This is a genomic window from Serratia sp. Sp408 (genome assembly GCF_057180665.1).
The window spans coordinates 145,372-159,763 of the sequence record NZ_JBXUFT010000005.1 but is presented as its reverse complement, the minus strand read 5'-3'; the positions used below and the strand labels follow the sequence as shown (position 1 = coordinate 159,763).

The following is a 14,392-nucleotide window of genomic DNA, read 5'->3' as shown; positions in this document are numbered from 1 at the left end:
GGGGAGCCTCAGCCCCCCGTTGCGGCGAGTTACTGGTGAGTGACCACCACCAGGCGAATAGCGTCCAGACGCCATCCTGCTTCGTTCAGGTTTGCCAGTACCTGCCTGCGGTTGAACTCCAGCGCTTCGACTTCGTCGTCGCGGATGTTCGGGTTGACCGCTTTCAAGGCTTCCAGACGCGCCAGCTCGGTGCTTAGCCGATCGTCGGCTTCCTGTTTCGCCTGTTCAATCAGCGTGCGCGCTTCGGCTTCCACCAGCCCTTCAGCCTGTTGCAGCATGGCGTGCACGTCCTGCTGTACCGCGTTCACCAACTTGCTCGAGGTGTGGCGGTTAACCGCGTTCAATTGGCGGTTGAAGCTTTCAAACTCCACCTGCGCCGCCAGATTAGTGCCTTTGCGATCCATCAACATACGAATCGGCGTCGGTGGCAGGAAGCGGGTCAGCTGTAGGTGTTTCGGCGCCTGCGCCTCAACCACGTACACCAGTTCAACCAGCAGCGTGCCGACCGGCAGCGCTTTGTTCTTCAGCAGTGAAACCGCGCAGCTGCCGGTGTCGCCGGACAAAATCAGGTCGAGCCCGTTACGGATGATCGGGTGTTCCCAACTGACGAACTGGGCGTCCTCACGCGACAGTGCGCGATCGCGATCGAACGTCACGGTGCAGCCATCCTGCGGCAAGCCAGGGAAGTCCGGCACCAGCATGTGATCGGACGGGGTCAGCACGATCAGGTTATCGCTACGATCTTCCTGATTGATACCGACGATGTCGAACAGGTTAAGCGCGAAGCCCACCAGATTAACGTCGTTGTCCTGCTCGGCAATCGCATCGGCCAGCGCCTGCGCCTTGTCGCCGCCGTTGGAATGCATCTCCAGCAGGCGGTCGCGACCCTGCTCCAGCTGAATTTTCAACTGGTCATGCTGCTGACGGCAGGCGTGGATAAACTCATCCAGCCCCTCCTGTTCGGTCGGCGCTGCCAGATAACCGATCAGGCGTTCGTAGCTACTGTCATAAATGGTACGACCGGTTGGGCAGGTGTGTTCAAAGGCGTCCAGACCTTCGTGGAACCAGCGACCCAGCACCGCCTGCGCGGTGTTTTCCAGGTATGGCACCATGATCTGAATGTCGTGCAACTGACCGATGCGATCGAGACGGCCGATGCGCTGTTCCAGCAGATCGGGGTTGAACGGCAGGTCGAACATCACCAGGTGGCTGGCAAACTGGAAGTTGCGGCCTTCGGAGCCGATTTCGGAGCACAGCAGCACCTGCGCACCGTCCTCTTCCGAGGCGAAGTAGGCAGCGGCGCGGTCACGTTCGATAATTGACAGTCCTTCATGGAATACCGCAGCGCGGATCGCTTCACGTTCGCGCAAGACCTGTTCCAGTTGCAGCGCGGTGGCAGCCTTGGCGCAGATCACCAGCACTTTTTCGTGGCGATTGGCCAGCAGATAGTTCAGCAGCCATTCGACGCGTGGGTCAAAGTTCCACCAGGTGGCGTTCTCGCCTTCAAACTCCTGATAGATCTGCTCCGGGTACAGCATATCGCGTGCCCGTGCCTCAACGCTCTTTTTGGCGCCCATAATGCCAGACACCTTGATGGCGGTCTGATATTGGGTCGGCAGCGGCAGCTTGATCTGATGCAGGTGACGATGCGGGAAGCCTTTCACGCCGTTACGGGTATTACGGAACAGCACCCGGCTGGTACCGTGGCGATCCATCAGCATGGTGACCAGTTCCTGACGCGCCGACTCGGCTTGCTCACCATTGCCGTTGGCCGCTTTCAGCAGCGGTTCGATGTCTTGTTCGTCGATAAGCTCTCCCAGCAGGTTAAGCTTGTCGTCGGCCAGCCGTTCGCCGCTCAGCAGCAGAGTGACCGCATCGGCGACCGGGCGGTATTTCTGCTGTTCGGTGACAAATTCCTGATAGTCGTGGAAGCGGCTCGGATCGAGCAGGCGCAAACGGGCAAAGTGACTCTGCTGACCCAACTGCTCCGGCGTCGCGGTCAGCAGCAGCACGCCGGGAATATGCTCGGCCAGTTGTTCGATAACCTGATACTCACGGCTTGGTGCTTCTTCGCTCCAGGCCAGGTGGTGTGCTTCATCGACCACCAGCAAGTCCCACTGTGCGTCTGCCAGCTCTTCCAGGCGCTGCTTGTTGCGGCGCACAAAGTCCAGCGAGCAGATCACCAGCTGTTCGGTTTCGAACGGGTTGCTGCTGTCGAGCTTGGCTTCGGCATAGCGGCTGTCGTCGAACAGCGAGAAGTACAGGTTGAAGCGGCGCATCATTTCGACCAGCCACTGGTGCTGCAAGGTTTCCGGTACCACGATCAGCACGCGTTCGGCGCGCCCGGCCAGCAGTTGCTGGTGAATAATCATGCCGGCCTCGATGGTTTTGCCCAGCCCGACTTCATCGGCCAGCAACACGCGCGGCGCATGACGCTGGCCGACTTCGTAGGCGATGTGCAGCTGGTGTGGGATCAGGCTGGCACGCATACCGCGCAGGCCGGCAAACGGCAGGCGATATTGCTCGCTCTGATATTTGCGGGCGCGAAAACGCAGCGCAAAACGGTCCATGCGATCGATCTGGCCGGCGAACAGACGGTCTTGTGGCTTGCTGAAGGTCAGTTTGCTGTCCAGCAGCACTTCGCGCATTGCCACGCCGCTTTCCTGGCTGTCCAGGCGCGTCCCGATGTAGGTCAGCAGTCCATTGTCTTCTTTTACTTCCTCAACCAGCAGTTGCCAACCTTCGTGGTTGCTGATGGTGTCTCCCGGGTTGAACATCACGCGGGTGATCGGCGAGTCATTTCTGGCATAGAGGCGGTTTTCGCCGGTGGCGGGGAAAAGCAGAGTAATCATGCGCGCGTCCAGCGCTACGACGGTTCCCAGACCTAACTCGCTTTCCGTATCGCTGATCCAGCGTTGACCAAGTGTAAAAGGCATATATTGTCGGCTCGATTCTTTAAGTAAGTCCTGTCGCTACGGTGCAGCGACCTGTATTAAACCCGATTTATTGTGATTTGGCGGGCAATAGCTATAGCTCCCATGTATACGTTCTACAACGCCACGGGTAATGATTCAGAATTTGGGAAGGGCGCTATGGTAATGGAAGGCAGCGCGTTCGTCACCTGCAAAACTTGAGGATTTTTTACTTCCCGCATTCGATGGCAATTCGGCAAAAAAAGTACGAATTTACTTGACCCACTGCCGTTTAGAACAAACCCATCTGCCCGGTGACCAGCGTGGCGAAGTCATCGTGCAGGAAAGGAAGTATAGCGTCTGCCACCGGTTGCAGCTGGCGCTCAAGGTAATGATCGTAGTCGATGGCGGACCGTTGTGTTTCCAGCGGTTCCGGGCCGGCGACCGTCATGACATAGCTGATCCAGCCGCCGCTCTGGTATTGCAGCGGTCGTCCCTGCTGACGGTTATAGTCATCGGCGATGCGCGCGGCGCGTACGTGCGGCGGTACGTTGCGCTGGTACTCGTCCAGTCGTCGCCGCAGGCGCTTGCGGTATATCAAGCGATCGTCGAAGGTGCCATCAAGGGTTTTGGCCACGTAATCGAGCACGAACGTCCGATAGGGCTGACGCTTGAAAATCAGCTGGTACAGCTGTTGTTGAAACTGCTGCGCCAGCGGCGTCCAGTCGGTACGTACCGTTTCCAGCCCCTTGTAGATCATTTGTTCGCTGCCGTCGGGGTGGGCGATTAGCCCGGCATAGCGTTTTTTGCTGCCCTGTTCCGCGCCGCGAATGGTCGGCATCAGAAAACGGCAGTAATGGGTTTCAAACTCCAGTTCCAGCGCGCTGTCCAGGCGGTACTGCTGCTGTAAATGTTGTTGCCACCAGTTGTTGATGTATTCCACCAGTTGGCGACCGATCTGCGCCGCCTGCGCTTCACTGTGAGGCGTCTTCAGCCACACGAAGGTAGAATCGGTATCACCGTAGATGACCTGATAGCCGCGAGCTTCGATAAGCTCTCGGGTTTGTCGCATGATCTCATGGCCGCGCAACGTAATCGAGGAAGCCAGGCGCGGATCGAAGAACCGACAACCGCTGGCACCCAGTACGCCGTAGAAGGCATTCATGATGATTTTCAGCGCCTGTGACAACGGTTTGTTGTGCTGTTTTTTGGCGGTTTCGCGCCCTTGCCAGATCTGACTGACGATCGCCGGCAGGCAATGTTTGCTGCGTGAGAAGCGCGCATTGCGAAAGCCGGCAACCGAGTCGGCATCGCTTGGATGCTGCCCGCCTTCCACCAGCCCGACCGGATCGATCAGGAAAGTGCGGATGATCGACGGGTACAGGCTTTTGTAATCCAGCACCAGTACCGAGTCGTACAGGCCGGGCTGCGAGTCCATGACAAACCCGCCGGGGCTGTGCTCTTCCGGTAGCTCCCCCAGATTGGGCGCAACGTAACCCTGGCGATGCATGCGCGGCAGGTACAGATGGCTGAAAGCGGCCACGGAACCCCCGCTGCGGTCGGCCGCCAGTCCGGTGACGGTGGCGCGTTCCAGTAAAAAGGTCAGCAGCTCGGTTTTGGCGAAGATGCGCGTCACCAGCTCACAGTCCTTTAGGTTATAGCGGGCCAGCGCGGGTTTGTCTTCGGCAAAGCGACGGTCGATCTCGGCCATGCGCTGATACGGGTTATCGATCGACTTGCCTTCGCCCAACAGCGTTTGTGACACCGACTCCAGACTGAACGACGGGAAATTCCAGGTGGCGGATTTCAACGCCTCAATGCCATCGATAATCAGCCGACCGGCGGCGGAGCAGAAGAAGTGATTTTGCTTGAAACCGTGTTCGCGCCACTCCAGCAGGTTGCCGCCACGGCCAAAACGCAGCGGGATCTGATAGCGGTCGGCGTGTTTTTGCAGTACCCGCAGATCAAACTGGATCAGATTCCAGCCGATGATAGCGTCGGGATCGTGCTGTTCCAGCCACTGATTCAGCCGTTCCAGCAACAGAGGGCGGCTGGCGCAGTAGTGCAGATCGAAATCCAGTGGCTGATTGCCGCCGTTGGGCGGACCCAGCATGTACACCTGCCGTTGGCCACAGCCTTCCAGCGCGATGGAATACAGCTCGCCATGGGCGGTGGTTTCAATGTCCAGCGACACCATTTTCAGCCGTGGGCGATATTGCGGCGCGGGTTTCAACTGCGCGTTCAGCAGCGGGCCGTTGCCATTAGGCTGGCCGCTGAACCAGACCGGCGCGGTGATGAAGCGTTCCATCAGATAGCGTTCCGGCGGGCGGATATCGGCCTCGTAGACGTTGACGCCGCCTTCTTTCAACAGTTTTTCCAACTTGATCAGCTGACGATGCTGACGGCAGTACAGGCCCAGCACCGGCCGGGCGTGAAAGTCCTTCAACGGCAGCGTTTTCAGCTCGATCTGCCGTTCGCCGCGCAGCAGCAGTTCGGCGCGCTGACGCTGTTCGACGGGGATGAACGCCACCGAGGTTTGCGGCGGCAAGCGCAGCTGCTGCGGGCCGCTGTCGGTGGCCAGCCAGAACTCGATTTCGCTGCCGGCGGGGGTGTCGCGCCAGTGGCGGGTAAGCAGGAATCCCTGCATGGGGGAGGTGACGGTATTGTTCAACGGCTAGGCTTATCCGATGGAGACAGAGTTAATAGTATGGTTTTTTATACAGTGATTGTCCATCTTCTGGTGCGACTGCCAAAAACGCATACAATTCAGCGGTTGACTCATTGATACACTGACCGGACAATCCCCGACCCGGCGATGTTCAATTCACTAGAGGTTCAATGGAAGCCTATTTGCAGCATCTGATTACTCAGTCACTGGCCTTCACCCTGATGGTGATTGCGCTGGTGGCGTTCCTGGAGTCGTTGGCGCTGGTCGGGCTACTGCTGCCAGGCACGGTGATGATGGCCAGCATCGGTGCGCTGATTGGCAGCGGACAGATTGATTTTTATCTGGCGTGGGCGGCGGGTATGGTTGGCTGCCTGCTGGGAGACTGGATTTCCTATTTCATTGGCCGGGCGTTCAAGGGGCCGCTACACCGCTGGTCCTTCCTGAAAAAGCACAAGGCGATGCTCGACCGCACTGAACATGCGCTACACCAGCACAGCATTTTTACCGTGTTGCTGGGCCGGTTTGTCGGGCCGACGCGCCCGCTGGTGCCGATGGTGGCCGGCATGCTCGATCTGCCGCCGTACAAGTTTGCTCTGCCGAACATTATCGGCTGCCTGACCTGGCCGCCGGTCTACTTCTTCCCCGGTATCCTGGCCGGGGTGGCGCTGGATATTCCCGCTGGCAGCCACAGCGCACTGTTCAAATGGCTGCTGTTTGGCGTAGTGGTGCTGGTGTGGCTGGCGGCCTGGCTGAGCTGGCGCTGGTGGCGCGAAGGCAAGCGCGGCAATGACCGGTTAAGCGCCTGGCTGACGCCGCTACGCTTGCGCCTGGCCTGCGTGCTGGCCTGGTTGGCCGCCGTCGCCTGTTTTTACCTGATGCACCAACAGCCGCTGATGCCGGTTTACCGCCACCTGCTGTGGCAGGTGCTGGCGGGGTGAAGGGCGGGGCCGGATGACGGCCCCGCTGCGGCAGTTTACTGAAAGAAAGTGGCCAATTGCTCAAACACCCGTACGTCTTCGTTGTGGCGTTTTACCTGTAGTACATCCTCGAGTTTTTCTACCTGACTGATCATCTGCACCAGGCGCTGATCGTCGGCCACCAACAGCCAGATGCGGCTCTGCTGGCCATCTTTTAGCGGCATACACAAAATGCCTTCGACGTTGAACGCGCGGCGGGCAAACAGGCCGCAGACGTGCGACATCACGCCTGGATGGTTACGCACCGCCAATTCCAGAATCACCTGCGGGTTTTTTTGTACTGGTTGCATGTTCATTCTCCAATCATGTCGATGTTGGCGGCACCCGGCGGCACCATCGGGAATACTTTTTCATTGGTGTCGATCAGTGCGTGGATCAGGCACGGGCCAGGGCGTTGGATGGCATCCGCCAGCGCTGCCTGCGGATCGGCGGCGGCGTTTAAATCACAGGTGTCCAGGCCGAAACCGGCGGCGATTTTCAGGAAATCGGTACGCTTAGGATAGGCGGCGGCAAAAATGCGCTGCTGGTAAAACAGGGTTTGCTGCTGATGCACCAGCCCCAGCGCCTGATTGTTCATCAGGATAATTTTCACGTCCAGATCGTGTTCTACCGCGGTCGCCATTTCCTGAATGTTCATCATCAGGCTGCCGTCACCGGAAAAACATAAAACCTTGCGCCGTGGTTCGGCCAGCGCTGCACCGATCGCCGCCGGCAGGCCGAACCCCATGGTGCCGAGCCCGCCGGAGGTCAGCCACTGGCGCGGACGACGCAACGGGTAGGCCTGCGCCACCCACATCTGATGCTGGCCGACGTCGGTGGTAATAATTGCATCGTCGTCGACGCAGCGTGCCGCCGCCAGTACCAGCCCATAGTGACTCAGTGGATCGTCGGCGTTCGGCATGCTGAACGGGAATTCGCGCTTCAGGTCGTTGACGGTGTTCAGCCATGCGCTGCGTGGCTGTGCGTCGATCTGTGGCAACAGCTGTTGCAGCACCTGGCCGACGTCGCCGTGAATCGCCACCTGCGGCTGTTTTACCTTGCCCAGCTCGGCGCGGTCGATATCTACGTGAATGATTTGGGCATTGGGGCAGAACTGCTCGGTTTTACCGATGGCGCGATCGTCAAAGCGCGCGCCCAGCACGATCAGCAAGTCGGCTTCCTGCAAAATAAAGTTGGTGCTGCGCGCGGCGTGCATGCCCAGCATGCCCAACGACAGCGGATGGTCGACCGGCATGGCGCCCAGCGCCATCAGCGTCATGGTGGTTGGCAGGTTGGCGCGCTCTGCCAGGTCCAGTGCCGCCCGGTGCGCCTCGGCGCAAATGATGCCGCCGCCGAGATAGAGGATCGGCCGTTTGGCCTGGTTGATCATCACTGCCGCCTGGCTGACCTCGGCGGCGGCAAATGCCGGTGCGGCATCGGGTTCGGCGATCGGCGGCAACCGATCCAGGTCGATTTCGGCGGTTTGCACGTCTTTCGGGATATCGATCCACACCGGACCGGGGCGGCCGGATTCGGCAATGCGGAACGCATCGTAAATTACCTGCGGCAGTTCGCGGATGTCGCGTACCAGATGGTTATGCTTGGTGATCGGGATGGAAATACCGTAGGTATCGACCTCCTGAAATGCGTCGGTACCAATCATTGACGACGGCACCTGGCCGGTGATGCACACCAGTGGGATAGAGTCGAGTTTGGCATCGGCAATGGCGGTCACCAGGTTGGTGGCGCCGGGGCCACTGGAGGCGATGCACACCGCCGCTTTACCGTTGGTGCGCGCCATGCCCTGCGCCATAAAGCCCGCGCCCTGCTCATGGCGGGCCAGCACGTGCTGGATGGTGCGGCTCTGGCTCAGCGCGTCGTACAGCGGCAAGGCGGCTCCGCCGGGGATGCCGGCGACGGTAGTGATGCCCTGGCGTTCCAGCAGATGCACGATCAACTGCGCGCCGGTAAAGCGTTGCTTGGGATGAGGCGTGCCCGAAATTGCCATGTTTCTATCCTTTTCTCAGAGCCGGTGTGCTTCGCTGAGCAGGGTGTAGAAACAAGAAACCCCGCCCGGTTTGCGCCGGCGGGGTTTGGGAATCGATGCGTTGATTCGGACCCTACGGCGCACTGCCGACGACCACCACCACACGCACGACGACCACCGCGGCTGGTAGCGCGGTAACTAGTAGGGTCGAAGTCAGCGAGGATGCGATCATGGGGACCTTATCATCAATAATGAAAAACAGAATTTTATAAAACCACAGGCGTAAAATTCGCACAACAGGTTTATTGGCGCAGCATAAAAAACGCGCGTCAGATCACGATTTTGCCGAAATTCCCACCACCTGCGCTTCCGGCGCGCTGCCGTCGAGCAGCGCCTGCGTTGAACCGTCGTAATAAATCCGTCCGTCCACCACCAGCAGCGTTCGTGCGGCGATACGTGCGGCGTCATCCAGATTGTGCGACACCATCAGCAGCGTCAGATTGCGCTGGTGGCACACCGTGTCCAGCAGTTGCAGCATGTCGCTACGCAGTGCCGGATCGAGCGCTGAAAACGGTTCGTCGAGCAGTAAAATCGGCTGCTGGCGTATCAGGCAGCGGGCCAGTGCCGCGCGTTGCCGCTGGCCGCCAGACAGTTGCGCCGGCAAGCGGGACAGATGCTCCGCCAATCCGACCTGCTCGGCGATCTGCGTCAGACGCTGCTGGCGATCGGCGTTGAGACGCAGGCCGGGATCCAGCCCCAGACCGATGTTCTGCCGTACCGTCAGATGGGCAAACAGGTTGTTTTCCTGAAACAGCATCGACACCGGCCGCTGCGCCGGCGGCGTGTGGGTATGATCGTGGCCGTCAAGCCGCAGCCTGCCGCTGGCGGCCGGCAGAAAACCGGCAACCAGGCTGAGCAGGGTGCTTTTGCCGGCACCGCTCGGGCCAAGCACCGCCACGCGTTCACCCGCCTGAAGATGCAGATCAAAGCGCATCGGCAGGTGTTCGTACAGATAGGTCAGGTTATCAAGCTCTAGCATAGATCCTTCATCTTTCACATTGCCGCGCCGTTGGCTGGCGTCAGGTATTCCCGTCTCTTCAGCAAGCGGCTGCCGGGAGCGCACTTGGTTGCCGCCGTTGACGGCGTGACATCTAGCGGGTCGTACGGCCCGGTAAGCGTTCAATCAGGGTAAACAGCAGGAAGCACAGCAGCAGCAGTAACAGCGCGCTAACCGCGCCGTCGTTGCTGCGATAAGCGCCAATCTGCTGGTAAAGGTAGAAGGGCAGAGTACGGAACTGCTCATTGCCGAACAACGCCACCACGCCGAAATCGCCGATCGACAGTACGCAGGCGAAGGCCAGCGCCTGCGCCAGCGGTCGCCGCAGCGCGTGCAGTTCAACCCAGCGCAACCGTTGCCAGCCCTGCATGCCCAGCGACAGGCACAGGGGATTATAACGCTCCGCCAGATCGCGCATCGGCGTTTCCAGCACCTTCAGGGCGTACGGCACCGCCATCAGCGCATTGGTCAGGATCACCAGTGCATACGGTGACTGCGGCAGCCCGACGGTATCGCTCAGCAGCAGGAAGAAACCGGTAGCCAGCACGATACCCGGCATCGCCAGGATCACCATGCCGCTCAGTTCCAGCGTTTCCCCCCAGCGCATACGCTGTTGCAGTTTCAGCTCGCGGCTGCTCCACACCAGCATCATGGTCAGCAACACGCACAGTAGACCGGCGCCGACGGCGATGCGCAGTGAGGTCAGCAGTGCCTGCCACAGCACCGGTTGGCGTAGTACGCTGACCATTGCCTGATTGGCGCCATCAACGATCACCGCCAGCAGCGGCGGCAACAGCAACAGCAGGGCGGCGGCGATCAGCATAAAATCGGTTATGCGTTGCCGGTGGCTGTCCTGCGGATTACGCCAGTGCGCACCCTGGGTATGGCCGACCGGCAGCGCCTGGCCCAGCCGTTGGCTGAGCACCACCAGCCCCAGACAGCAGGCCAGCTGGATCAGCGCCAGCAGCGCCGCGCGACCAAGATCGTAGTCATAGCTCAGCGCCTGGTAGATGGCCAATTCGATGGTGGTCGCCTGCGGGCCGCCGCCTAGTGACAGCACGGTGGCAAAGCTGGCGAAGCACAGCATGAATATCAGCGCGCCGCTCGGCAATATTTGACGACGTAATGCCGGCCATTCGACAAAGCGAAACTGCTGCCAGCCGTTCATGCCCAACTGGGCAGCCAGTTGGCGTTGTTCCACCGGGACGTTTTCCAATGCCTGCAACAATAATCGCGTCGCCAACGGCAAGTTGAAGAACATGTGTGCCAGCAGAATGCCCTGCAGCCCATATGGCGAAAACTGGTAGTCGATCCCCAGCCAGCCGCACAGTGTCGCCAGCCATCCCTGCCGTCCGTAGACGCTGAGCAGCCCGAATACCGCCACCAGCACTGGCAGCACCAGCGTCATGGCGCACAGCCGCAGCAACAGCGCGCGGCCGGGAAAGCGCCGGCGATATAACGCCCGCGCCAGCGCAATGGCCGGCAGCACGGAAATCAGCGCGGACAATAGCGCTTGCCAGAAGGTGAAGCGCACCACGTGCCATAAATAGGCGTCATGCCAGACGCCCGTCCAGTCACTTTGCGGCGCGTGTCGCCATAGCGAACCAAACGCCAGCGCGGCGACCAGCAGGATCAGACCTGCGGCGATCAGTCCCGGCCACAGCCAGGCGGGGATCAGCGGCTGACGGCGGTTTGCCATGTACGGATCCAGTTGCTGCGCTGTTTGGCTACCTCTTGCGCGCTGTATTGTAACGCGGTCTGCGGTACCGGCATCGAATCAAAGCCCGCCGGCAGCGTGGTCTTGATTACCGGATACATCCAGTTGCCGGTAGGAATGGTGTTCTGGAATGCCGGCGTCAGCATAAATTGCATAAACCGCTCGGCCAGTTGCGGGTGCTTGCCGGCTTTCAGTCTGGCGGCCACTTCGATCTGTAAGTAGTGTCCTTCGCTGAAGTTGGCGGCGGCATACATGTCTTGCTTTTCTTCGATCAGATGATAGGCCGGCGAGGTGGTGTAGCTCAGCACCAGATCGCCTTCACCCTTAAGGAACAGGCCGTAGGCTTCACTCCAGCCCTTGGTCACGGTGACGGTTTTCTTTGCCAGCTGTTGCCACGCCTGCGGCGCGCGATCGCCATACACCTTCTGCATCCACAGCAGCAGGCCCAGACCAGGAGTGCTGGTACGCGGATCCTGATAAATGACTTTCCACGGCCGATCGCTGCTGACCAGTTCCTGTAGGCTCTTCGGCGGGTTTTTCAACTTCTGCTTGTTGTAGACGAAAGCAAAGTAGCCGTAATCGTAGGGTACGAAAGTACGGTCTTGCCAACCGCCCGGAACCGTCAGGCTGGCGGTGTCGACGCCGCTTGGCGCGAACAGCCCGGTTTGCTCGGCGGCCTGCAGCAGGTTGTTGTCCAGTCCCAGTACGACGTCGGCCGGGCTGTTTTTGCCCTCCATCCGCAGTCGGTTAAGCAGGGAAACACCATCCTCCAGCGCGACGAACTTCAGTTCGCAGTCGCAGTCGGCCTCGAAGGTTTTTTTGATCGCCGGGCCGGGGCCCCAATCGGCGGCAAAGGAGTCGTAGGTGTAAACCGTCAGCGTTTCTTTGGCCAGCGCCGGTGCGGCCAGCAGCATTAACAGACAGGGCAGGTATTTTTTGATCACGTTGCACTCCTGGAATAAGGGGGCAAGGTCTCTGAGAAGGCAAGCGGGTTATCCGTTGGCGATGCTCAAATCCCTCCGCCGGTATTAGCCGGTTCAGGTTCGACGGGTTTGCTCTCAGCGGAAACTGTCTTCCGCACCCCGTTGAGACGGCGCTATTGTAAAGAGTCTGCGTCTTCGGCGAAAGACGATTATGCCTCCGGCGGTGCGAACCAGGCGGATTTGAAATCGAACCAGCCGAGGGTATTCATGCGCACCCCGCGCATGCTGCGCTGGCCATGCAATTGCAGCCAGTGGTGAAACAACGGGTGCAGGTGATGACGGCTGACCAGGCGTTGGCAAAACTCTGCCAGCGGCAGGGTATTGTCGCGCCATTGCGTCGCGTCCTGATTCAGGTCTTCGCTCATGCAGTGCTGCATCAGCGGTAATTCATACAGCGTAGCAAACAGCGAAAACTCCAGCGGCAAGTAGAAATTGGCGCTGCCGAGCCAGATATCGCTGTGCGCTGCGCCCTGATGCCAGCGATCGTAATCGACGATTTGTACCTTCAGCCTGATGCCGTGCTGTGCCAGCAGCGGCTCAATGGCTTCGCTGATGGCATAAAATTCGGAGTGCTCGCTGTAGTAGGTGAGCGTCAGTTCGGTCAGACCTGGCGGCTTGCTTTGTTGTGCCAATTGGCGGTTGTGGTGCCAGCGCGGCAAAATGCCGTAGGCGGGGGACCAGTAGCGCTGATATACCGGCCCGGCATTACTTAGCAACGCAATCGGGTTGATCAGCTCACACAGCCAGCTGCGGATTGTCGGGTCGGCGGCCAACGCCGAACGCTGGTCGAACAGCAGAAAATAACAGCCTTCTTCCAGCCGGCTCTCCAGTTCGTTTTTGCCGGTGTCATCGGCTTGCAGCTGTACGCCGGAGTGTACCAGCTCTTCGGTGACCTCCGGCAGCACCCAGATATTGACCTCGTCAATCAGTGCGCGAAAACCGAAATAATCGTCAAAGGCATGAATTTTCAATTGATTCTGATGATTGCGCACCACGCTGTAGGGGCCGGTGCCAACCGGATGGCGGGCGAAGTCTGGCAAGCTACGCCATTCGCGCGGCACAATCATCGCATGGACGCTGCCCAGCAGCCATGGCAGCCAGTAGTCCGGGCTGTGCAGATGAAGGTCGATAACATACGGCGTTGGCGAGGTGACGCGATCGAGGTGGGAAAACAGCGGCAGCGGCATCAGGCGCGTCAGCGACTGGATCACGTCCTCCATATCCAGTTCGCGGCCATGGTGAAAGTGAATCGCCGGTCGCAGATAAAAACGCCAGTGCAACGGAGTTAACGCCTGCCAATGGTGGGCAAGATCGGATTCCAGTTCCCCGTTTTCCTCATTTATGCGCGTCAACCCGCTGAAAATTTGCCGTGCCAGATGGGTTTCCGAGCGGCGTAGCGCCGATCCGGGCAACAGGTTGGACAATTGGCGGTAATACAGCACGCGCAGTATGTGCTTGCCCTGGCGGAAGCTGCGCCCCAGTTGGGAAAGCAGCATCTGGCGTACCACGTTTTTGTCGCCGACCAGCTGCACCAACTGGTCGATGCGATCCTGCTCCAGCAACTCCTCCGCCCGTTGCTGCTGTAGCGCCAGGCCGGTGTAGTGGAAGGTCAGCTGCGAACGTTTGCCGCGCCCAGCCTCCGCATGCCAGGTCAGCCAACCGGCCTGCTGCATCGCGCCCAGCAATGAGCGCACGTGGCGACGAGAGCAGCTGAGCACCTCCGCCAGTTCCTGCAAGGTGGTTTCGGTGGTTTCGCCATGGCAGCGTTGCCAGAGGCGGATGAATTGTTGCTGCAGGCGTGAGGTGGACATAAAAGAGGAACGCTCCGCGGTTAACTCGTCAATTTATCTTTCCTTATATTACGCCGATAATTTTGTCAGATGAAAGCGCGGAGGTGCGGCTTATGAACCTTTTATTGACCAGACAGTTTTATCAGCGCTATTTCGCCGCCGTTGGCCGCCAAAAAGCCGATTGGCTGACGCTGGTACCGCCGCAGGCGCGTATGGAGATGCTGGCTCATCTCACCCAGTGGGATCTGCCGACACTGTCGGACAAGGAATACCGTCAGCGCCTCTAGGGCTGGAATAACCGAATTTCTGAGTAATGGTGCAC

Annotated in this window: 11 protein-coding genes and 1 riboswitch; of the genes, 2 read left to right on the top strand and 9 right to left on the bottom strand. The window is 59.6% G+C overall.

All coding sequences use genetic code 11. From position 1 onward, the window contains the following. Positions 1-29 precede the first annotated feature (29 nt). Positions 30-2,936, bottom strand: a complete 2,907-nt coding sequence (rapA, locus tag AC2AXP_RS16140) for an RNA polymerase-associated protein RapA (RefSeq protein WP_273871144.1) — start codon at positions 2,934-2,936, stop codon at positions 30-32. A 268-nt stretch (positions 2,937-3,204) separates the two neighbouring features. Next, complete coding sequence (locus AC2AXP_RS16135; protein WP_004955425.1) at positions 3,205-5,559, bottom strand: DNA polymerase II; 2,355 nt, start codon at positions 5,557-5,559, stop codon at positions 3,205-3,207. A gap of 191 nt (positions 5,560-5,750) precedes the next feature. Here AC2AXP_RS16135 and AC2AXP_RS16130 point away from each other — a divergent pair, with 191 nt between their 5' ends. Then, positions 5,751-6,518, top strand: coding sequence for a DedA family protein (locus AC2AXP_RS16130; RefSeq protein ID WP_004955423.1), 768 nt, complete (start codon positions 5,751-5,753; stop codon positions 6,516-6,518). A gap of 35 nt (positions 6,519-6,553) precedes the next feature. On the opposite strand, the gene ilvN is transcribed toward AC2AXP_RS16130, so the two are convergent. The 7 genes from ilvN to sgrR all read right to left on the bottom strand — a co-directional run bounded on the left by ilvN (position 6,554) and on the right by sgrR (position 14,091). Next, on the bottom strand, positions 6,554-6,847 hold the full coding sequence (gene ilvN, locus AC2AXP_RS16125) for an acetolactate synthase small subunit (protein WP_102991057.1): 294 nt from the start codon (positions 6,845-6,847) through the stop codon (positions 6,554-6,556). A gap of 2 nt (positions 6,848-6,849) precedes the next feature. After that, complete coding sequence (gene ilvB / locus AC2AXP_RS16120) at positions 6,850-8,544, bottom strand: acetolactate synthase large subunit (RefSeq protein WP_004955421.1); 1,695 nt, start codon at positions 8,542-8,544, stop codon at positions 6,850-6,852. Positions 8,545-8,656: 112 nt separating this feature from the next. Further along, the gene (gene ivbL / locus AC2AXP_RS16115) at positions 8,657-8,755 is read right to left on the bottom strand and encodes an ilvB operon leader peptide IvbL (RefSeq protein WP_071586693.1); all 99 of its coding nucleotides are present in this window, start codon (positions 8,753-8,755) and stop codon (positions 8,657-8,659) included. A 102-nt stretch (positions 8,756-8,857) separates the two neighbouring features. Next, positions 8,858-9,562, bottom strand: coding sequence for a thiamine ABC transporter ATP-binding protein ThiQ (gene thiQ, locus AC2AXP_RS16110; protein WP_198773271.1), 705 nt, complete (start codon positions 9,560-9,562; stop codon positions 8,858-8,860). Positions 9,563-9,674: 112 nt separating this feature from the next. After that, positions 9,675-11,279 (bottom strand): thiamine/thiamine pyrophosphate ABC transporter permease ThiP, encoded by a 1,605-nt coding sequence (thiP, locus tag AC2AXP_RS16105; protein ID WP_004955417.1) that lies wholly within the window; start codon positions 11,277-11,279, stop codon positions 9,675-9,677. Next, a complete protein-coding gene (gene thiB / locus AC2AXP_RS16100) occupies positions 11,255-12,211 on the bottom strand; it encodes a thiamine ABC transporter substrate binding subunit (protein WP_233092318.1) in 957 nt (318 codons plus the stop codon). Before thiB ends, thiP begins: the two co-directional genes overlap by 25 nt. Positions 12,212-12,293: 82 nt before the next feature. Continuing rightward, positions 12,294-12,392, bottom strand: a riboswitch (TPP riboswitch). Between the two features lie 37 nt (positions 12,393-12,429). After that, positions 12,430-14,091 carry an HTH-type transcriptional regulator SgrR gene (gene sgrR, locus AC2AXP_RS16095; RefSeq protein WP_430299967.1) on the bottom strand — a complete coding sequence of 554 codons (1,662 nt, stop codon included), beginning with the start codon at positions 14,089-14,091 and terminating at the stop codon, positions 12,430-12,432. A gap of 92 nt (positions 14,092-14,183) precedes the next feature. Here sgrR and sgrT point away from each other — a divergent pair, with 92 nt between their 5' ends. Next, positions 14,184-14,357 (top strand): glucose uptake inhibitor SgrT, encoded by a 174-nt coding sequence (sgrT, locus tag AC2AXP_RS16090; protein WP_004955412.1) that lies wholly within the window; start codon positions 14,184-14,186, stop codon positions 14,355-14,357. Positions 14,358-14,392: the final 35 nt, after the last annotated feature.

Coding starts and splice junctions, on each gene's coding strand:
- rapA (WP_273871144.1), bottom strand. CDS start 2,936: ATGCCTTTTACACTTGGTCAACGCTGGATCAGCGATACGGAAAGCGAG.
- AC2AXP_RS16135 (WP_004955425.1), bottom strand. CDS start 5,559: ATGCAGGGATTCCTGCTTACCCGCCACTGGCGCGACACCCCCGCCGGC.
- AC2AXP_RS16130 (WP_004955423.1), top strand. CDS start 5,751: ATGGAAGCCTATTTGCAGCATCTGATTACTCAGTCACTGGCCTTCACC.
- ilvN (WP_102991057.1), bottom strand. CDS start 6,847: ATGCAACCAGTACAAAAAAACCCGCAGGTGATTCTGGAATTGGCGGTG.
- ilvB (WP_004955421.1), bottom strand. CDS start 8,544: ATGGCAATTTCGGGCACGCCTCATCCCAAGCAACGCTTTACCGGCGCG.
- ivbL (WP_071586693.1), bottom strand. CDS start 8,755: ATGATCGCATCCTCGCTGACTTCGACCCTACTAGTTACCGCGCTACCA.
- thiQ (WP_198773271.1), bottom strand. CDS start 9,562: ATGCTAGAGCTTGATAACCTGACCTATCTGTACGAACACCTGCCGATG.
- thiP (WP_004955417.1), bottom strand. CDS start 11,279: ATGGCAAACCGCCGTCAGCCGCTGATCCCCGCCTGGCTGTGGCCGGGA.
- thiB (WP_233092318.1), bottom strand. CDS start 12,211: ATGCTGCTGGCCGCACCGGCGCTGGCCAAAGAAACGCTGACGGTTTAC.
- sgrR (WP_430299967.1), bottom strand. CDS start 14,091: ATGTCCACCTCACGCCTGCAGCAACAATTCATCCGCCTCTGGCAACGC.
- sgrT (WP_004955412.1), top strand. CDS start 14,184: ATGAACCTTTTATTGACCAGACAGTTTTATCAGCGCTATTTCGCCGCC.